The sequence below is a fragment of the Ralstonia sp. 24A2 genome, assembly GCF_051783885.1.
GTDB lineage: Bacteria > Pseudomonadota > Gammaproteobacteria > Burkholderiales > Burkholderiaceae > Ralstonia.
Map to the genome: position 1 here is coordinate 1,236,946 of NZ_JBPVZD010000002.1, position 19,771 is coordinate 1,256,716.

A 19,771-nucleotide genomic window follows, 5' to 3' on the forward strand; every position below is an offset into this window, starting at 1 on the left:
GTTGAGATCAGGCTGCGCGGCGTTCGGCAGCTTGCAGGGCATCCAGCGCATCCTTGCGGCGCTGCAGATCAGCCAGCAGGTTGAAGTCAGGCGGGAAGTCGTCCACGGCGACGGCATGCTCGCCGTAGCGCGCGTAGTCGCACAGTTGCTTGCGTTCGGCCTCGTCGATGAGGCCTTGTGCCACGGCCTGTGCGGCCCAGGCTTCGAAGTCGGGCAGGCTTTGCGGCACGGGCGGCAGCTTGCCTTCTCGGATGACGGGTTTCAAGCGCTGCTCGATGGCATCCACCGCCGGTTGCAGGCGGAAGGCGAATTCACCGTAAGCGATCGGGTCGATGTCGGGCGTGGGGCAGTACGAATCGGCCAGCAGGCGATTGCGTGCGGCGCCCGGTGTCTGCATCAGCTCCGCCACCTGCGCCGCCAGCGCATCCGACGGTTTGCGATAGGGCGAGCCGAACGGGAAGATCAGCGCACGCAGCAACCCGGCGACGCCTCGGTTCGGGAAGTTGGCCAGCACGCCGTCGAGCGCATCATGGGCCTTCACCAGCGCGTCCTGCACCGACCAGTGCACCAGCGGTGCATCTTCAACCGGGCGGCCTTCGTCTTCAAAGCGTTTGAGGGCGGACGAGATCAGGTACATCTGCGAGAGGATGTCGCCCAGGCGCCCGGTGATGCTCTCGCGGCGCTTGAGCGTGCCACCCAGCGTGAACATCGACACATCGGACAGCAGCGCCAGCGCGGTCGAGAAACGGTTGACGGCCTGGTAGTAGCGCTGCATTTCGGGGGCGGCATTCGACGGTGCGGGGGCGACTCGGCCGCCCGAGAGCGCATGCAGAAACGCACGCACGAAGTTGCCCGCGATGAACGCACCGTGGCCGAACAGCGCCGCATCGAATGCGCGCAGCGTCTCGGGGGAATCGGCGTCTTGCGCGGCCGTCATCTCGCGCAGCACATACGGATGGCAGCGAATCACGCCCTGCCCGAAGATGATCAGGCAGCGCGTCATGATGTTCGCGCCTTCGACCGTAATCGCGATCGGCACCTGCTGATACGCACGCGCCAGGAAGTTGTTCGGCCCCATGCAGATGCCCTTGCCGCCGACGATGTCCATCGCATCGTTGACCACGTCGCGCGCACGTTCGGTGACGTGGTACTTGGCAATGGCCGAGATGACCGAGGGTTTCTCGCCCAGGTCCACGGCCAGCGCGGACAGGCGCCGCGCCGCATCCATCATGTACAGGTTGCCGCCCATGCGGCCGAACGCTTCCTGAATGCCCTCGAACTTGCCGATGGGCGTGCGGAACTGGCGGCGCACGGCGGCATACGCGCCGGTACTGCGCACGGCGATCTTGGACAGTCCCACGTTGGACGACGGCAGCGAAATCGCACGGCCCGCCGCCAGGCATTCCATCAGCATGCGCCAGCCACGGCCAACCTGCGCTTGCCCACCGATCACCCAGTCGATCGGGATGAACACATCCTTGCCCGAGTTCGGGCCGTTCTGGAACACCGCGTTCAGCGGCCAGTGGCGGCGGCCGATGTTCACGCCAGGATGCTTGGTCGGGATCAGCGCGCAGGTGATGCCGGGTTCCTTGTCGCTGCCCAGCAGTCCATCTGGATCGACCGCGCGGAAGGCCAAGCCCAGCACAGTCGCGATGGGGCCGAGCGTGATGTAGCGCTTGCTCCAGGTCACACGGAAGCCCAGCGTTTCGCGGCCCTCATGCATGCCGCGGCAGACCACGCCCACATCGGGGATGGCCGCAGCATCGGAGCCCGCATACGCGTTGGTCAGTGCAAAGCAGGGGATTTCTTCGCCACGGGCGAGGCGCGGCAGGTAGTGGTTCTTCTGCGCGTCGGTGCCGTAGTGCAGCAGCAGTTCCGCCGGGCCCAGCGAGTTGGGCACCATGACCGACACGGCCGCCGCGGAGCAACGCGTCGACAGCTTCATGATGACCTGCGAGTGTGCATAGGCCGAGAAGCCTTTGCCGCCGTATTCCTTCGGGATGATCATGCCGAGAAAGCCGGCCTGCTTGGCATAGGCCCACGCCTCGGGCGACATGTCCTGCCAGATCTGTGTGCTTTCCCAGTCGTTGGCGAGGTCGCACAGCTTCTCGGTTTCCACATCGAGAAAGGCTTGTTCTTCGGGCGACAGGCGCGGCGGCGGTGACGTGAGCAGGCGCTTCCAGTCGGGGCGGCCGGAGAAGAGTTCAGCATCCCACCAGACGGTGCCGGCTTCGATGGCGTCGCGCTCCGTTGGCGACATCTCCGGCATGATCTTGCGGAACATCGCCAGCACGCGGCGCGTGATCAGCGCACGGCGCAGCGGCTTGAGCGCGAGCACCAGCGCGGGCAGCACGAAGACGATGGCGAGCATGGTGGTCATCACCGGACCTACGAGACCGAGCCGTGCACCTGCCGCAAGCCACACACCCGAGCCGACCAGCCAGGCCAGTGCCGATGCCTCCATGGTGGCGAGCCCGAGCGCGCCAATGCAAAGCAGGACGATCCAGATCGTCGTCATGAGGGTCTCCATTCGATGCGTTCATGCGCTGGGCATTCGGTGGTTGCCGAATGCCCAGCGACTCCCGTGCCTACGGGGGCTGAAGCCGCGCCGCGCTTGGTTTTTCCGTCAGGCGCTGGGGCTGCGCCAGGGGCGCATCGGGTTGGCCGGGAAGATCGCGCGCGCGGCGTTGCTGCGGCGGATGGCCAGCGCACGGGTGCGTGCAGTGGGCGGGGAGCCGCCGTCCTCGTGATCATCGTCACCGTCGTCGAGGGCGCTGTCGTGCTCGTCGGCGTCGGTATCTTCGGCGGAGCTGGCGCGCGCGCCGGGTGTGCGGCCGAACAAGTCACCAGCAAAGGGCGATGCGGTGGCGGGTGTTGTGGTGCGTTCGGGGGCACGGCCATTGCCGTTGCCGCTTCCGTTGCCATGGCGGCTTGAGCCACCGTGGCCATTGCCGCTGTCGCTGCCGTTGGGCGCGTCGTCGGCTTGCGCCACGGGCGTGGGGGCCTGGGCTTCGGCCAGTTCAACCACTTGGTCGAGCGCACCGGCCTCGCCGGCGTCCTTGGGCATGGGGGCGTTGAGCGTGGCCACCACCAGCGCGGTCAGGCGCGCCAGCAGCGAGGCATCGTTCATCGGCTTGCCCTGCGTGAACATCGGCAGCAGGTTGTTGAGGTCATCGCCGGCCAACACGCCCGCGAGCGCCTTGAGCGAGAAGTGCAGGCGCCAGCCGAGCTCAGCACGCGGCACATGCGGCAGCGCGCACGAGAACGCCTCGAAGAATCGACCGAACACCGGCGCGTAATGCCCGAGCAGATAGTTCTGCACGAATGGCGAAGTGTCGGAATACACGCGGCCCATCAGGCGCAGGAACGCGGGGCCGCCAGTGTCGGGGTTGCGCGCCATCTGCAGGGCCGGCACGAACAGCGCGCCGAGCACGTGATCGCAGGTGAGCTGCTCCTTGGTCCAGCGTTCTTCGCACGCGGTGAGCAGCGCCAGGCGGCGCGTGTTGAGTGGATCAAGCCGGCGGCCAAGCACCGACTGCATCAGTGCTTCCTTGCTGCCGAAGTGATAGTTGACCGCTGCCAGATTGACCTTGGCGCGCGCCGTGATCTGCCGCAACGACATCGCCTCGTAGCCGAACTCGATGAACAGCAGTTCGGTGGCTTCCAGAATGCGGCCCTTGGTGTCTCCTGCTCCAGGACGTCCCATGTCTCCTACCTCGTTTTTTTGGGTCTGATATCGGGTCGATTGCTGCAGCGCAGCGCTCCAACGCTCGATTCAAACATGTGTATGGGGTTGCCCGGGCATGTTAGGAACAGACGTTTGAAAACGCAAAGTTCCCAATTCGAGCAGGCACTCTAGACGAGGGGAGGTTGCCCAGAGAACGTATGAAACGCTTGGGCTAAAAAGTGAGTAGGCGCAAACATCCAAATTGCTAAAGGGATGTCTGCGCCGGGGTGGCTGCGGGTCAGCCGGCGGGATGAAGGCCGCCAAAGAATGCGGCAGCGTTTTGTGCGAGGGTGGCGAGGTGGTACCCGCCTTCCTGGACGACCAATGTCGGCAAGCCGAGCGCACCAACGGTTGCGCCGAGGCGACCGAAGCCCTCAGTCGACACATCCACCTGCGATTGCGGATCTTCGCGATAGATGTCGAAGCCGAGTGACAGCACCAGCGCATCGGGCTGGAAGCGCTCAAGCGCAGCAAGCGCCTCCCCCAGCTTGTCGAAGAACACCGATTCCGGCGAGCGATGCGGCATCGGCAGGTTCACATTCAGGCCTACGCCATCGCCCGCGCCGCGCTCATCGTCAAAGCCCGCGACGACCGGGTAGAAGTTGGTTGGATCGCCGTGGATGGAGACGTAGAGCACGTCCGCGCGGTCGTAGAAGATCTCCTGGATGCCCTGGCCGTGGTGCATGTCGGTATCGAGAATGGCGACACGCTTGTACTTGGCGCGCAATGCCTGTGCGGCCACGGCGGCGTTGTTCAGGTAGCAGAAGCCGCCGGCTGCCTCACGGCGCGCATGGTGGCCGGGCGGGCGGCACAGTGCGTAGGCTAGGTGCTCGCCACTGAGGATGGCCTGCGCGCCGGCTGCCGCGCTTTGCGCCGACCAATAGGCCGATCGCCACGTGTTTGCGCCGACGGGGCAACTGCCATCCGCCAAGTAGCGCGCCGCCTGGGCCAGCACGCCGCGCAGCGCATTGGGCTCGCGTACGAAGATGTTGGACATGACCTCGTCGCCCCAGTCTTCGGGCAGTTGGCGCCAGTCGGTGTGGGCGTCCTGCAGGAAGCGCAGGTAGGGCTCGCCGTGCACCGCGGTGAGCGGGGCGAGGCCGTGGTCTTCGGGCTGCGCGATGGTGAAGCCGAGATCGCGTGCAGCCTGCAGCAGGTTGCGCGCGCGGTCAGGCACTTCCTGCGGCGTGCGCATCTTGCCGCGCGAGTAGTAGCTCTGCGGATGGTGCAGCAGCTGTTCGGGATGGAAGAACGTCAGCATGGGTGAAACGGGGTTGGGGGATCGTTACGCATTCACTGCATCGCCGGCGGGCGCACGGCCACGCTGGCGCGCGTCGATAGCGGCGATGCACAGCAGCGAGACACCGGCGAGCAGTGTGTAGAACACCGCCAGCGGCCACCATTCGCCATGGAAGCGCTGCGCGAGAATGGTGCCCACCAGCGGCGTGAGCCCGCCCGCCACCGCGCCGCACACCTGATACGACAGCGAGATCGCCGAGTACCGCACACGCGTCTCGAACACGCCCGACACGAAGCCAGCGATGACCGAGTAGAAGCTCGCCATGCACACCACGGCGATGGCGATGCCGAGAATCATCAGCGGTGCCTGACGCGTCTGCACCAGCAGAAACATCGGATACGGCGAGGCCATCGCCAGCAGTGCCATCAGCTTGAGGAAGCGCGCGCCGCCGAGCTTCTCCGCCAGCCAAGCCGCCAGCGGCTGTGCGAGGAACTGGATGAAGGCCACCGCAAACAGGCAATCGAGAATCAGCGTCTTCGACAGTGACAGGTACTGCGTCGTGTACGCGATCATGAACGTGTTGGTGAAGTACACGCCCGCAATGCCGATGGTGTTGGCACCGATGCACAGCAGCACAGGCACACGCGCCGTGCGCCAGACCTCGGCGATCGGCAGCTTGGCCGTCTTGCGCTGCGCCTGCACCTGCGCAAACTCGGGCGATTCGTTCACGCCCAGGCGGATCGCCACACCCACGATCAGCAGCACCGCGCTGGCGAGGAAGGGCAGACGCCAGCCCCAGTCCATGAATACGTCTTTCTCCATCGACGTGACGAGGCGGAAGGCCAGCAACGAGAGGATCAACCCCGCCGGGCTACCGAGCTGAGCAAACGATGCGAAGAACGTGCGGCGGCCCTTGGGCGCGTGTTCGCCCGCCATCAGCACCGCGCCGCCCCATTCGCCGCCGACCGCGATGCCCTGCACCACGCGCAGCAGCACGAGCAGCACGGGCGCGAGCGCACCGGCAGTGGCATACGTCGGCAGCAGGCCGATGCCAATGGTCGCCAGGCCCATCATCGTGAGTGTGATCATCAGCGCCTTCTTGCGGCCGATGCGGTCACCCCAATGGCCGAACACGATGCCGCCCAGCGGCCGCGCGAAGAAGCCCACGGCAAACGTGCCGAACGACGCGAGTGTGCTGAGAAACGGATCGCCCCCCGGGAAGAACAGCGGCCCGAACACGAGCGCTGCGGCGGTGGCGTAGATGTAGAAGTCGTACCACTCGATCATGGTGCCGACAAAGGCGGCGGTGGCCGCGCGCGCAGGCTGACGCCCGCCCGGTTGAGACGGTTGCATAGGTAGCTCCTCACAAAATATTTTTCGGCTACCCCACAAACCTACTGCGCGGCCCGATCTGGCCCCTGCGATGCTCGCCGTACTGGTCGTACGGCTGCGCTTCTCGAGCCAACCTCGGGCCGCTCGCTACGGTTTCCGAGGCAGCCTTGAGCCCACTGCATCGAGGCAGCGGATGCGTGTTTATTGCCGGTTGACGGGTATTAGTCAAATTCTGAATACTTATTGTTTGTATAAATTGAACTCATATTCGCCGCCATGGACCCGTCTGCTCTCGATCCCGCCTTGGTCAGCGACCGGCTCGACTGGAACCTGCTGCGCACCTTCCTGACCATCGTCCACGAGCGCAGCATCAGCCGTGCGGCGGTGCGTTTGCACATCACGCAGCCGGCCGTGAGCCTGGCGCTGCGGCGGCTGGAAGATCAGCTCGGCCACACGCTCATCGAACGGCGCGGCTCGCACTTCCGCCTCACGCGCGTCGGCGAGGACGTGCTGCGTATCGCCACCGATGTCTACGGAAACGTCGCGCGGCTCGGCTCAGAGCTAGGCGAGCCGCAGGACGATGTGAGTGGCGTGCTGCACCTGATGACCGTCAGTCGCATCCAGTCCGGCGTGTATGACGAATGCCTCGCCGCGTTTCATCGGCACCACCCGCGGGTGGATCTGCAGATGGAGGTGATGCGCAGCACGGACATCCTCGATGCACTCGCGCAGAAGCGGGCGGGGATTGGTCTTAGCCTGTGCCGGACCCCCGTCGACAAGCTGGAGCGGCAGCTTTTTCTGCGCCAGCGCTATGCGGTGTTCTGCGGGCGGCATCACCGGTTGTTCGGGCGCACCGGGCTGTCGATCAGCGATTTGCTTGGCGAGAACTTCGTCTCGTTCATGAGCGATCAGTTGGGCGATGCGCTGTCGCCGCTGGCAGTGTTTCGGGATCAGCAGGGGTTCACCGGGCGCATCGTCGCGACCTCGCCGAGTCTGGATGAGATCAAGCGGCTGGTGTTTGCTGGCTACGGGATCGGCTGCCTGCCGGAGCACATCGTGGCCGATGATTTGGCGCAGCAGCGGTTGTGGCGCTTGCCGCCGGAGGAGGGCGTTGCGGATATCGACCTGTATCTGCTATGGCACAAGGAGCGGCGGTTGGCGGCTGCCGAGGCAGCGTTTCTGGCGCACTTTCGGCGGTATATGGCGCGCTATTCGCTGGCTGAGCGGCTGGGGGATGTGGTGAATGCGCCGTTGGCGGCGTTGCGGGCGCCGGCGGGGTAGCGGGTAAACCCAAGTCCGACACCGCATCCTGTTAAACTACCGCCCTTCTTGCAGTCCCCGGGGTCCAGTCGCCCCGTCACCTACCCAGGCTTTGTCCACGATTGGCGCACGAACGAATGCGCGGGACACGCCGGTCCAATTGCTTTTCCATGTCGTTTTCCGAACTCGGCTTGTCAGACAAGCTGGTACGCGCCGTGGCCGAACTCGGCTACGCAGAACCCACCCCGATTCAACGCCAGGCCATCCCCGCCATCCTCAAGGGCGGTGACCTGCTCGCCGGCGCACAGACCGGCACCGGCAAGACCGCCGGCTTTACGCTGCCGCTGCTGCACCGCCTCTCTGCCACGCAGCCGAACAAGGTGCAGACGCCCAACGGCATGCGCTTCCCCGTTCGCGCGCTGGTGCTGACCCCCACGCGTGAACTCGCCGCGCAGGTGGAAGAGAGCGTGCGCGCCTATGGCAAATACCTGCCGCTGAAGTCGATGGTGATGTTCGGCGGCGTTGGCATCAACCCGCAGATCGATGCGCTCAAGCGCGGTGTCGATATCGTCGTGGCCACGCCGGGCCGTTTGCTGGACCACGTGGGCCAGCGCACCATCGACCTGTCGTACATCGAACTGCTGGTGCTGGACGAAGCTGACCGCATGCTCGACATGGGCTTCATCCACGACATCCGCAAGATCCTCAACATCCTGCCGCCGAAGCGTCAGAACCTGCTGTTCTCGGCCACGTTCTCGGACGACATCCGCGAACTGGCGGATCGCCTGCTCGACAAGCCGGCATTGATCGAAGTCGCACGCCGCAACACCACGGCCGAGACAGTCGAGCAACGCATCTACCCGGTGGACCGCGAGCGCAAGCGCGAACTGCTCGCCAAGCTCGTGCGCGACAACGACTGGCACCAGGTGCTGGTCTTCACGCGCACCAAGCACGGCGCGAACCGTCTGGCCGAACAGCTCTCGCGTGACGGTATTCCCGCGCTGGCGATTCACGGCAACAAGAGCCAGTCGGCACGCACGCGTGCGCTGTCGGAGTTCAAGGCCAACACGCTGCGCGTGCTGGTTGCCACCGATATCGCAGCACGCGGCATCGACATTGACCAACTGCCGCACGTGGTCAACTTCGACCTGCCGAACGTGCCGGAAGACTATGTGCACCGTATCGGCCGTACGGGCCGCGCGGGTGCGCAGGGCGAGGCGATCTCGCTGGTCTGCGTGGATGAGCACGGCCTGCTGCGCGACATCGAACGCCTGATCAAGCGTGAACTGCCGCGCACCGTGCTGGAAGGTTTCGAGCCGGATCCGAGCATCGCGCCGGAGCCGATTCCGAATGGCCGCAACTCGGCCGGCCGTGGCGGTAATGCGCGTGGCGGTCGCCCGGGCGGTGGTCGCAGCCAGCAACCGCGCCAAGCGGCGGGCGGCAACGTTGCACCGCGCGAGCCACGTGCTCCGCGTGAGCCCCGCGAACCACGTCGTGAGTCGAGCGGTAATGGTCAGGGCCAAGGTCAGGGCCAAAGCCAAGGTCAGGGTCGCAACGGCGGCGGCAGCCGCCAACGACAAGCACAAGGCCAGCGCGATGGCCAGGCAGCACCGAAGCCGCAGGGCGGTCATCGCAATGGCGCGGGCAACGGTCAATCGCAGGGACGTGGTCAGCGCCAGGGGCAAGCGCAAGGCAACGGGCAGGGCGGTCAGCGTCGTTCTTCGAACACGCAAGCTGCGCAACCGGCCCAGAAGGCGGCACAACCTGCCAAGCAGCCGTTCAACGGCCTGTTCGCCAAGGCGGCAGCGTTGCTGGGCGGCCGCAAAGCCTGACGCATGCACAGTAGCGACGACAGCGGCCAACCCGCATCAGCCGAAGCGCCATACGATGGCCTGACGCCCGACAGCATCCTCGATGCGTTGGCGCAGGTCGGGCTGATGCCGGACGGCCGCATGTTCGCGCTCAACAGCTACGAGAACCGCGTCTACCAAGTCGGCGTGGAAGACAGCGCGCCGGTGGTGGTCAAGTTCTATCGACCGGGCCGCTGGAACGACGCGCAGATCGTCGAGGAACATGCCTTCACGGCGGAACTCGCGGCTGCCGAGATCCCGGTCATCGCTCCGCTGGAGATCGATGGCCGCACGCTCCACGCGTTCGAACGCTGGCACTTCGCGGTCTTCCCGCGCTGCGCCGGCCGCGTGCCCGCCATCGACCGCGACGACACGCTCGAGTGGATGGGCCGCTTCCTTGGCCGCATCCACGCTGTGGGCGCACAACGCCCGTTCATGGCGCGGCCTGCGCTCGACATCGACACCTTCGGCGTGCAATCGCGCGACTGGCTGCTCGAACACGATTTCATCCCGCCCGATCTGCTGCCCGCCTGGCGCAGCGTGGCCGATGCCGCGCTCGACGGCGTGCGCCGCTGCTACGACCGCGCGGGTGACGTAGCACTGCTGCGCCTGCATGGCGACTGCCATGCGTCGAACGTTCTCTGGATCGAAGAGGCCGACGCCAAACAGGGTGACCCGTTGCGCTCGGCCGGCCCGCACTTCGTCGACTTTGACGACAGCCGCACCGGCCCCGCCGTGCAGGATCTGTGGATGCTGCTCTCGGGCGATCGCGCGTCGATGCAATCGCAGCTCGCCAGCGTGCTGGCCGGCTACGAAGACTTTTGCGAATTCGACACGCGCGAGTTGTATCTGGTGGAAGCGTTGCGCACGCTGCGCTTGCTGCACTACAGCGCGTGGTTGGCGCGTCGCTGGAATGATCCGGCGTTTCCCGCCGCGTTTCCATGGTTCAACACGCAACGCTACTGGCAGGACCGGGTATTGGAGTTGCGCGAGCAGATCGCGCTGTTGGACGAACCGCCGCTCTGGTGAAACCGAGCGGCGGTTTTTCTTTGGGCAAATGCGAACGCTTTAGGCGAACTTGCCAGCCTGGAAGTCACGCACCGCTTGGAAGATCTCTTCCTGCGTGTTCATCACGAACGGGCCGTACTGCGCGATCGACTCGTTCAGCGGCCTACCTGCCACCACCAGCACGCGTGCCTCAGCATCCCCCGCGCGGATGACCACGCCGTCGCTGCCCTCCGTGTTGGCGAGGATGGCCATCTGCTTGTCGTCCACGCGCTGGAGGCCGGCATTGCCCGGTGCTTCAGCATCGCCCACCAGCGCGCTGCCACGGAACACGTAGACGAACGCGTTGTGCCCCACCGGCAGCGGCTGTGCAAACGACGCGCCCGCTGGCAGCGTGATGTCCAGATACAGCGGCTGCGTCGCTTCCCGCGTCATCGCGCCTTGCACACCGTGCGACTCACCAGCGATCACGCGCACCGCCACGCCGTCTTCCGTCGTGAACTCGGGAATCTCGGCCGACGGGATGTCGCGGTACCACGGCGTCGTCATCTTGTCGCGCGCAGGCAGGTTCAGCCAGAGCTGGAAGCCTTCCATCACGCCATCTTCCTGTTCCGGCATCTCGGAGTGCACGACGCCGCTGCCAGCCGTCATCCACTGCACGCCGCCGTGTTGCAGCAGGCCTTCGTGGCCGGCGCTGTCGCGGTGGCGCATACGGCCCGCGATCATGTACGTCACCGTTTCAAAGCCGCGGTGTGGGTGATCGGGAAAGCCAGCCAGGTAGTCGTTCGGATCGTCGCTACGGAAGGCGTCGAGCATCAGAAACGGATCGAGCCGGCGCTGCAGGTTGTTCGTCAGCACGCGCGTGAGCTTCACGCCCGCGCCGTCCGAAGTGGGCCGGCCGGTGACGATGCGCTCCACACGGCGAGCGTGTTGCACACGAGGTTGCACGAGGGTTTCCATGTGCTTCTCCTGAAATTGGGGATTTGTCATACCCACAATGTAGGGTGGTTGCCCCTTTGGCACTAGTCGGTTATCGTGGGAAAAAATGTTGCTCCCGGCGGGACAATTAAAAACACAGACCGGCGAGCACAACCACAAGAGGAGGAAACCACGTGGATCTGAACCAATTGTCGCTGTTCGTGCGCGTTGTCGAGGCGGGCAGCTTTACCGCCGCCGCCGCGCGCCTGGATTTGCCCAAATCGTCCGTCAGCCGGGGCATTGCCGCGCTGGAACAGGATTTGAACGTACGTCTGTTACAGCGCACCACGCGCACGCTGCATCTGACGGATGCAGGCCAGAGCCTGTATCAGGTGGCGTCGCACGCACTGGAAGACATTGAGCGCGCGACAACCTGTGCGGGTGAACTGCAGGACACCCCGCGCGGCAAAGTGCGGCTCACGTCCTCCGAAGACGTGGGGCGCCTGCTGGTCGCGCCGGTGGCCGCGCGTTTCATGCAGCAATACCAGGACATCGACCTGGATGTCGTGCTCTCACCGCGCAATGTCGATCTGGTGCAGGAGGGCTTCGATCTTGCGGTACGTGTCGGACGCCTCGCCGACAGTTCGCTCGTGGCGCGACCGTTGGGCGTGCTGCGCATCGGGCTGTTCGCCTCGCCGGAATACTTGCAGCGGCGCGGTGTGCCCCAGACGGTGCAGGAACTGGCCGATCACTGCTGTCTCGACTTCCGCGGTACTGGCCGGGGCGAGACGCAGTGGCGCCTGGTCGGCCCCGACGGCCTCAAGACCGTGGCCGTGCGTGCGCGCCTGAATGCCGACAGCCTGATCTACCTGGAAACGCTCATCGCCTCCGGCACCGGCATCGGTCCGCTGCCCTTGTATGCGAGCGGCATTGCCCGTGCGAACGCGCCACTGCCGCGCCTCGTGCGCGTGTTGCCCGACTACGCCACCAGCGGTGAGCCGATCAATCTCGTGACGCCATCTGCGCGGTTCGTGCCCAAGCGGGTTCGCCTGCTGATCGACATGCTGACGGAGTCGATCCGGCAGGAGCTGGAAAACGCTGATCCCACCTGAGGTGTCGCCACCGGGCATGGTGGCTCGTCAAATGTTGTGACGAATGATCCGTCCATGCATGTGGCGCGGCATCATCCGCTCCACGTTTGCCGGACAACTACGTCGACCTCCTTGACGTCACCCCCGTGAAGCGTTGCAGTGCGTCCCCCCGGTGTGCTGCAGCGTGTCCGGCATACGCGACCCTTGGGTGTTTCTGATCCCGTCACGTTGTGAGAAACACCGCCGCCCGGACCTCGTTTGTCCGGGCTTTTTTTTGTTCGCGCCGCTCTTGTTCCTCATCAGCACATAACGGTGAAGCTTGGAAGCGTCTCCACAAATTAGGACTCTTCTCATGGTTTGTGGCACACCTTGCCAACAAAATTGCATGGAAATAACACATGCAACGGATCGCTTGAGAGTGCGTCCGATTGGGCTGCTGCAGTTGCCGTGAGAGCCCACGCCATCCCGGCCGCATGTGCGCATCTTTCATGGAACCGAACATGCGTATCGCCTTGCTTGAAGACGATCCTTTCCAGAGCGAAGTCATCGTCCAGATCCTGTCCCAGTCCGGCCACGACGTGGTCACCTATACCGACGGCGCAACGCTGCTGCGCATGCTGGGCCGCTCTTCGTACGACATGCTGATCCTCGACTGGCATACGCCGGGCATGCTTGGCATCGATGTGCTGAGCGTTGTGCGTAGCCGCCACAAAGATGTCCTGCCGATCCTGTTCGTGACGGCCGAAGAGAGCGAGAAGGGCCTGGTGCGTGCACTCACGCAGGGCGCTGATGACTACATCACCAAGCCGTTCCGTATTCCTGAACTGCGCGCGCGCGTTGATGCGCTGCTGCGTCGTGCCTATCCGATTCCGTACGGTCGTCTGCCGTTTGACGTGGGCCCGTTCCACTTTAATCCGCAGCGTCAGCAGGTCACGCTGCACGGTGAGCCTGTCACGCTGACCGGCATTGAGTTCCAGCTCGCGCTGCTGCTGTTCTCGAACGTGGGCCGCACGCTCTCGCGTGACCACATCTTCGGGCAGGTGTGGGGGCGCAACTCGTCGGAGTACACACGTACGATCGACAGCCACGTCTCACGCATCCGCATGAAACTGAACATCGAGCCGGTGAACGAGGTGCGCCTGGTGGCCGTGTACAAGCACGGCTATCGACTGGACCACCTGAAGCCGGCAGATGAGGCAGGCTCACTGGTGGGCGACGAGGCTGTGCCGTACGAGGTGTGACGGGCTCAGGTGAGCACGGTTTCAGCCGGCGCATTGTCCGGCACGGATGGCGCGGGATGACCCGGTTGCAGGGTGATCCACGCGCCGTGCGTTTGTGCGGCGGGCAATGAGGCGGCTGCACTGTGCGCACCCGCCAGTGTCAGCCCCAGCACGCCTTCTCCGCGCGTGCTGAGTCTGTGTTCCAGGTCTGCGGCTGCCGGCAGGGCGCTGCCCGGCAGCGGGCTGACCAACACCACGGACGCACTGCCCACCGGCAACACGACCGTGGCGATCCCGATACCGGACAACGTCACTGGCGCCGGTTCCGGCGTCAATCCGAGCAGCGCGCGATAGCGCGCCAGGCTCGTTTCGATATCCCGTACCACCACCGTTACTGATGCGATGCCGCGCACGCCGTTGGCGTGCTCGCGTACGTCGCCTTCGCGCACGCGCAGATGGCGCGGTGTGATGTCGCCGCACAGAAAGGGCAGATCGGAGGTGGCCGGACGGCCGAGTTCCCAACGCAGTTGTTCGCCATCGGGGCGCAGGCGGCCGCCGGGTAGCGGGCCTTCATAGTCGAGCCCGCGTGCGCGCGCCGCACCGACCACTGCCCCCACGTTGTGCGGCAGCAGGGCAAAGTCGACATAGCCGGCGCCATGCTGCTCGCCGAGCGTCCACCAGCGGCGCTCGGGCGCGGGCTGGAGGAAGGCAATCAACTCCAGATAGCTGCCATCGGCAAAACCCACTAGGGCGTTGTGTGTGACGCCATCGGCATGGGTGCCGCCACGCTGCACGGTAAAGCCGAGTGCGGTGTAGTCGGCAATGACGTGCTCGAGATCATTCACGCGGATGACGATGTGGTCCAGGGTCAGGCTCATGGCGGTTCCGGTTGGGTGGGGGAATGCGGCAGCTTCAGGCGGCTTCACCGCCGAGGTAGGCATGGCGGATGCGCGGGTCGTGCAGCAATTCGCGCGCCGGGCCCGACAGCACGATGCGGCCGTTCTGCAGCACGTAGCCATGGTGGGCGATGCGCAGGGCGAGGCTGGCATTCTGTTCGACCATGAAGACCGACACGCCCGTCGCGTTCACCTGGGCGATGAGGTCCAGTACGTGGTCGACATAGCGTGGGGAGAGGCCCATCGTCGGCTCATCCATGCAGATCAAGCGCGGGCGGCCCATCAGCGCGCGCGCCATGGCCACCATCTGCTGTTCACCGCCCGAGAGCGTGCCGGCCAGCGCGTGCAGGCGCTCTTTCACGCGTGGGAACAGGGCAAGCATGCGTTCGTAGTCTTCTGCAATGGCGGCGCGCTCGCGGTGCGGGTTGCGCGTGAAGGCGCCCATCAGCAGGTTCTCGCGCACTGTCATGGCGCCGAACAATCGCCGCGCTTCGGGCACCGACGCCACGCCCAGACGGATGATCTGCGGCGTCGACAGCTTGAGGGTGGAGGCGCCGTCGATCTGCACATCGCCAGAGGTCGGCTTGTGCAGCCCGAGGATCAGTTTCATCGACGTCGACTTGCCGCTGGCATTGCCGCCCAGCAGGCTGACGATCTGGCCGTGTTGCACGTCCAGGTTCACGTCAAAGTGCACTTGCGCCGGACCATAGTGCGTGTTGATGTGGCTCAGGCGCAGCAGCGGAGCGGAAGGGGCGAGCGTGGTCATGTGGGGTTCATGCAGCCAGGGCGTCGGGCGCTTCGCCCACGGCGCGGTGGCCAAGATAGGCTTCGACAACAGCGGGATCGTTGCGTACCGTATCGGGCGGGCCCTCGGCGATCTTGCGGCCGTCATCCATGGCGATCACGCGGTCAGAGAGCTGCATCACGAGTTCCAGCTTGTGCTCGATCAGGAGAATGGTCTGGCCGCGCGCCTTGAGCGTGGCGATGATCTGCTGCATCTCGGCGGTTTCGCTCTCGTTCATGCCGGCGGTGGGCTCATCGAGCAGCAGCAGGCGAGGGCGGGCGGCGAGCGCGCGGGCGATCTCCACGCGGCGGCGGTTCGCATACGACAGCGTGTAGGTGGGCTGATGCAGGCGGGGCAGCAGGCGCTCGCCGAAGAGGGCGAGGATGTCGAGCGCTTGCGCGTGCAGCGCAGCTTCTTCGTCGCGTACGCGCGCCGGGCGCCACAGCGCAAGCGCCAGTTCGGCAAGCGGGCCGATCACGGGCCACGCAGGCCGCACCGCGCGCAGCTGGGCGTGCGCGCCAATCAGCACGTTGTCGAGCACGCTCAGGTTGCCGAATACGCGGCCGTGCTGGAACGTGCGTGCCAGGCCGGCGGCAGCAAGCTGCTCGGCACGCCTGCCGGTCGTGTCGATGCCATCCACGCGCACCGTGCCGGCGTCCGGTGTGTCGACGCCGGTGATGAGGTTGAACAGCGTGGTCTTGCCCGCACCGTTCGGGCCGATCAGGCTGACGACTTCGCCGTCGGCCACGTCCAGGCTGATGCCGTCAACGGCCGTCAGCCCGCCGAAGCGACGCGTCACGCCACGCAGTTCAAGCCGGGACGGCATCGCTGGCCTGCGTTTGCGCGGCGCCCGTGCGCGTGTGTTGCAGCGTGGCGCGAATATTTTGCGGATGCTTGAGCAGGTTCAGGATCGGGCAGGTGCGCTCGACTGCCTCGAACAGCGTATCGAGCTGCTCGCGCGATGCCGGTGACGCGATGTGCACCGTGTAGCCGATGTCGTGCGGATAGACGGGAACGTGCTCAAAGCCAGGGTGGCCAGCGCGAGCATCGATCTGGCCCGTCACCTCCACCTCCAGCGAATCGATCGGCACCTGATGCTGCGCGGCCTGGATCAGGAAGATATGCGTGACGCAGGACCCAAGCACGCCCAACTGCTGCTCCGGAGAACTGGCCCCGAGGTTGTAGCCGGCAAAGTCGGGCGGGCTGTCGCTGATGATCTGGTGCTCGCGGATGCGCACGCGGCGTACGCCGCTGCGCCCCTCGGCGCTCACGCTGGCGGCCAGCCGCACCGGCTCGAAGGTGCCGGCGGCGATGCGTGCATCACGGGCCAGCACGGCCGCGCGTTTCTCGATCAGGTAGTCGTTGAGTGTGCTCATGGGGCCCTCTTGGGAGTCATGCGTTGGACTGCTCAGACCGTTCCCAGCAGCCCCTGCGGGCGGAAGCGGACCAGCAGCAGAAGGGTGAGGCCGACGATCAGGATGCGGTACTCGGCCGTCACGCGAAACAGTTCAGGCAGGCCGACCAGTGCCACCGCGCCGATCACCGCTCCCGCCACGTTGCCCAGGCCGCCGAGGATCACCATGGTCAGCGCCAGGATGGAGATCGGAGAGCCGAAGGTCTCGTGGTTGATGTAGCTGTATTGATGCGCCGTCAACGCGCCGGCAATGCCCGCCGCAAAGCCGCCCACGCCGAACGCCAGCGCCTTGTAGCGCGCCGGTGAGATGCCATAGGCGCGGGCTGCGACGTCGTCGTCACGGATGGCGCGCAAGCTGCGGCCCAGGTGCGTACCGAGCAGGCGGCGCTGCAGCAGCGCTAGCGCAACCGCCGCGGCCAGGCCCACCCAATAGAACGCCGCCGCGGAATCGAGTGCCAGGCTGCCCACCGCCAGCGGCGGAATACCCGCCACCCCGATCGGCCCGCGCGTCATGCTTTCCCAGTTGAGGATGACCAGCGCGATGATCTCGCCGATGCCGAGCGTGGCAATCGACACGTAGTGCCCACGCAGGCGGAACGCCGGCAGCACCAGCAGCGTGCCAAGCCCGGCGGTGACGATGCCTGCCAGGAGCACCGCCAGCAGCACCGGCACATGGGCATCGATCGCCAGCAACGCCGATGCATAGGCACCGATTGCCAGCAGACCAGCGTGCCCGAGCGAGATCTGCCCCGCCGTGCCGGCCACCAGCGAGAGCGACAGCGCGAGCAGCGCATAGAGCCAGGCATTGGTCAGCACCTGCACGACGTATGGCGAGATGCCGGTGAGCGGAATCAACGCCAGCACCGCAACTGCCACGGGCCACACCCAGCGCGGCACGTGGATCGGCCGGCTTGGTGCGATGAAGGTGCCGGTCATCGGCTCAGGCGGCAGTGCCGGCTTGCGTGCGAACAACCCATTGGGCCGCCACGCCAGCACGCCCAGCAGCAACAGGAAGGCGAACAGGTTGCGATAGGGCGTGCCGAACAGCGCCACGCCGTAGCTTTCCGTCAGGCCCAGCAGCAGGCTGCCGGCAATCGCACCGGGCACATTGCCTACGCCGCCGATCACCACCGCCACCACGCCCTTGAGCGTGGCCTGAAAGCTCATCGCCGGGCTGATGTTGTTGTAGTACATGCCGACCAGCAGGCCGCTCAGGCCGCCCAGCGCCGAGGCAATCGCAAACACCGCCTGGTTAACTGCATGGGTGCTTACGCCCATCTGGCGCGCGGCGTCGCGGTCTTGCGCGGTGGCGCGTACCGCCCAGCCCAGGCGCGCGTAGCGCAGGAAGACGAACAGCACGGCCGCACTGGCCAGCCCCAGCCCTGCGATCAGCACATCCAGCGCGCCGATGCCGCCGCCGCCGAGCGTCAGGCGCCAATCGGGCAGCGGGCTTGGTAGCGCACGCGGGTCGGGCCCAGCGAGCAACTGCACGGCCTGGTCGATCACATAGCTCAAACCGATGGTGGCCAGCAGCGGCGCAATGCGCGGCGCGTTTGCCAGCGGACGCAGCCCCACGCGCTCGATGCCCATGCCCAGCAGCGCCGAGCCGACAATCACCAGCAGGATCGTCGCCCACAGCGGCGCGTGCAGATGCGTGATGGCAAACCAGCCCAGGAACGCACCCACGGTATAGACCGAGCCATGCGCAAAGTTGATCAGGTGCGAGACGCCGAAGATCAACGCCAGCCCCACCGCCAGCAACGCATAGATGTTGCCGACGACGAGCCCGTTGACCGTGTAATCCAGCCACGCTCCATGCCACAGCGATTCCATCGTCAAACCACCCGTCGTGCTATTGCGATGCCACCGTCGACTTGCGCTCAAGCAGCGCCCACTTGCCGTCCTTGACCACCACGTTGACGCTGCGCACGCCCAGTACGCGGCGCGTGTTCGGGTCGAACGTGGCGCGGCCGAAGACCACGCTGGGCACGTCGCGCAGCTTGGGCAGCGCGTCGCGGATGGCGCGGCGGTCGGTGCCGCCGGCCTTCAGTGCTTCGGCGGCCAGGATGACGGCGTCGTAGGCGAAGGCGTTGAAGGCGTCGGGGTCGCGCTGGTACTTGGTGCGGAACTGTTTGACGAAGGTCTGCACCTCCGGGCGCGGCTCGTCGGGGAAGAACGTGGTGTTGGTCGCTACGCCATTGACGGCAGCCGCCCCCAGCTCCAGGAACTTGGGCGAATACACCGAGCTGGCGGCCACGATCGGCAATTGAATGCCGGTGGCGCGCAACTGGCCGGCAATGAGTGCGCCGTCTGCGTAGTACGAGATCAGGACGATGCCGTCAGGCTTGGCATCCCGCACACGTACGAGCGTGGAGCGGAAATCCTTTTCGTCAGGCTGATAGCCCTCGGCGGCCACCACTTGCGCGCCGTGTTGTTTGACTGCTGCCGCGAACACATCCTTGCTGGTGCGGCCCCAATCGGTGTTCAGGTACAGCACGGCCACGCGCTTGAAGCCTTCGGTCTTGACGGCCAGATCGGCCAGCAGCGGTTGCGCATCGGCCTGGCTGACCGATGGGCTCCAGATGAAATCACCGCCCTTGGTGAAATCCGGGTGCGAGTTGGTGAAGCCCAACTGCACCAGTCCCGCGCGCTGATAGATCGGCGAAGCGGCCATCGAGGCGGGGCTGGAGAAATCCCCCAGCTCGATGAGGATACGGCGGTCGGCCACGAATTTCTGTGCAATGGCTACTGCCTGGCGTGGGTCGCTCTGGCTGTCTTCGAAGACGTATTGCAGCGGGCGCCCGTGGATGCCGCCGGCAGCGTTGATCTGCTCCAGCGCCAGGTCGAAACCGGCCTTCCACTGCGCGCCGTACTGCGCGTTCTGCCCGGTCAGCGGGCCCGAGACGCCGAAGAACAGCGGCTCGCCGGAGGCGGGCGCCGCCAGGGCGTGCCCCCCGGCAGCGGCAGCCACCACCCACGTTGCACCGATCCACCAACGGCGCCATCCATGCAGCACAGCCATCGTTTGCTCCAT

At 65.8% G+C, this 19,771-nt stretch carries 16 protein-coding genes; 5 read left to right on the plus strand and 11 right to left on the minus strand.

Going from position 1 to position 19,771, the window contains the following annotated elements:
- Positions 1–7: 7 nt before the first annotated feature.
- The 4 genes from ACS13N_RS10700 to ACS13N_RS10715 form a co-directional block, all read right to left on the minus strand.
- Positions 8–2,518 (minus strand): acyl-CoA dehydrogenase, encoded by a 2,511-nt coding sequence (locus tag ACS13N_RS10700; protein WP_438931641.1) that lies wholly within the window; start codon positions 2,516–2,518, stop codon positions 8–10.
- 108 nt (positions 2,519–2,626) lie between these two features.
- Positions 2,627–3,706, minus strand: a complete 1,080-nt coding sequence (locus ACS13N_RS10705; protein ID WP_438931642.1) for a TetR/AcrR family transcriptional regulator — start codon at positions 3,704–3,706, stop codon at positions 2,627–2,629.
- A 259-nt stretch (positions 3,707–3,965) separates the two neighbouring features.
- Complete coding sequence (locus ACS13N_RS10710; protein WP_438931643.1) at positions 3,966–4,988, minus strand: histone deacetylase family protein; 1,023 nt, start codon at positions 4,986–4,988, stop codon at positions 3,966–3,968.
- Between the two features lie 24 nt (positions 4,989–5,012).
- Positions 5,013–6,320, minus strand: coding sequence for an MFS transporter (locus ACS13N_RS10715; RefSeq protein WP_438931644.1), 1,308 nt, complete (start codon positions 6,318–6,320; stop codon positions 5,013–5,015).
- 255 nt (positions 6,321–6,575) lie between these two features.
- On the opposite strand from ACS13N_RS10715, the gene ACS13N_RS10720 reads away from it, so the two are divergent.
- The 3 genes from ACS13N_RS10720 to ACS13N_RS10730 all read left to right on the plus strand — a co-directional run bounded on the left by ACS13N_RS10720 (position 6,576) and on the right by ACS13N_RS10730 (position 10,438).
- Positions 6,576–7,580, plus strand: a complete 1,005-nt coding sequence (locus ACS13N_RS10720) for a LysR family transcriptional regulator (protein WP_438931645.1) — start codon at positions 6,576–6,578, stop codon at positions 7,578–7,580.
- A gap of 149 nt (positions 7,581–7,729) precedes the next feature.
- Positions 7,730–9,391 carry a DEAD/DEAH box helicase gene (locus tag ACS13N_RS10725; protein WP_438931646.1) on the plus strand — a complete coding sequence of 554 codons (1,662 nt, stop codon included), beginning with the start codon at positions 7,730–7,732 and terminating at the stop codon, positions 9,389–9,391.
- 3 nt (positions 9,392–9,394) lie between these two features.
- Entirely contained in the window at positions 9,395–10,438 is a 1,044-nt protein-coding gene (locus ACS13N_RS10730; RefSeq protein WP_438931647.1) for a serine/threonine protein kinase, read from the plus strand.
- 39 nt (positions 10,439–10,477) lie between these two features.
- Here the strand turns inward: ACS13N_RS10730 and ACS13N_RS10735 are convergent, their stop codons facing one another.
- Positions 10,478–11,374 (minus strand): pirin family protein, encoded by an 897-nt coding sequence (locus tag ACS13N_RS10735; protein WP_438931648.1) that lies wholly within the window; start codon positions 11,372–11,374, stop codon positions 10,478–10,480.
- A 152-nt stretch (positions 11,375–11,526) separates the two neighbouring features.
- On the opposite strand from ACS13N_RS10735, the gene ACS13N_RS10740 reads away from it, so the two are divergent.
- Positions 11,527–12,444, plus strand: a complete 918-nt coding sequence (locus ACS13N_RS10740; RefSeq protein WP_048934065.1) for a LysR family transcriptional regulator — start codon at positions 11,527–11,529, stop codon at positions 12,442–12,444.
- A 479-nt stretch (positions 12,445–12,923) separates the two neighbouring features.
- On the plus strand, positions 12,924–13,664 hold the full coding sequence (locus tag ACS13N_RS10745) for a response regulator transcription factor (protein ID WP_438931649.1): 741 nt from the start codon (positions 12,924–12,926) through the stop codon (positions 13,662–13,664).
- A gap of 5 nt (positions 13,665–13,669) precedes the next feature.
- On the opposite strand, the gene ACS13N_RS10750 is transcribed toward ACS13N_RS10745, so the two are convergent.
- Genes ACS13N_RS10750 through ACS13N_RS10775 form a run of 6 tightly spaced genes read right to left on the minus strand, consistent with a single transcriptional unit; the run spans position 13,670 to position 19,759 of the window.
- Positions 13,670–14,521, minus strand: a complete 852-nt coding sequence (locus tag ACS13N_RS10750; protein ID WP_438931650.1) for a VOC family protein — start codon at positions 14,519–14,521, stop codon at positions 13,670–13,672.
- A 34-nt stretch (positions 14,522–14,555) separates the two neighbouring features.
- On the minus strand, positions 14,556–15,305 hold the full coding sequence (locus ACS13N_RS10755; RefSeq protein ID WP_048934067.1) for an ABC transporter ATP-binding protein: 750 nt from the start codon (positions 15,303–15,305) through the stop codon (positions 14,556–14,558).
- Positions 15,306–15,312: 7 nt separating this feature from the next.
- Positions 15,313–16,149, minus strand: a complete 837-nt coding sequence (locus tag ACS13N_RS10760) for an ABC transporter ATP-binding protein (RefSeq protein WP_438931651.1) — start codon at positions 16,147–16,149, stop codon at positions 15,313–15,315.
- Positions 16,133–16,699 (minus strand): OsmC family protein, encoded by a 567-nt coding sequence (locus tag ACS13N_RS10765; protein WP_438931652.1) that lies wholly within the window; start codon positions 16,697–16,699, stop codon positions 16,133–16,135. The genes ACS13N_RS10760 and ACS13N_RS10765 overlap by 17 nt, the downstream gene beginning before the upstream one ends.
- Positions 16,700–16,731: 32 nt before the next feature.
- Complete coding sequence (locus tag ACS13N_RS10770) at positions 16,732–18,570, minus strand: ABC transporter permease (protein ID WP_438931653.1); 1,839 nt, start codon at positions 18,568–18,570, stop codon at positions 16,732–16,734.
- 19 nt (positions 18,571–18,589) lie between these two features.
- The gene (locus ACS13N_RS10775) at positions 18,590–19,759 is read right to left on the minus strand and encodes an ABC transporter substrate-binding protein (protein ID WP_438931654.1); all 1,170 of its coding nucleotides are present in this window, start codon (positions 19,757–19,759) and stop codon (positions 18,590–18,592) included.
- Between the last annotated feature and the right edge of the window lie 12 nt (positions 19,760–19,771).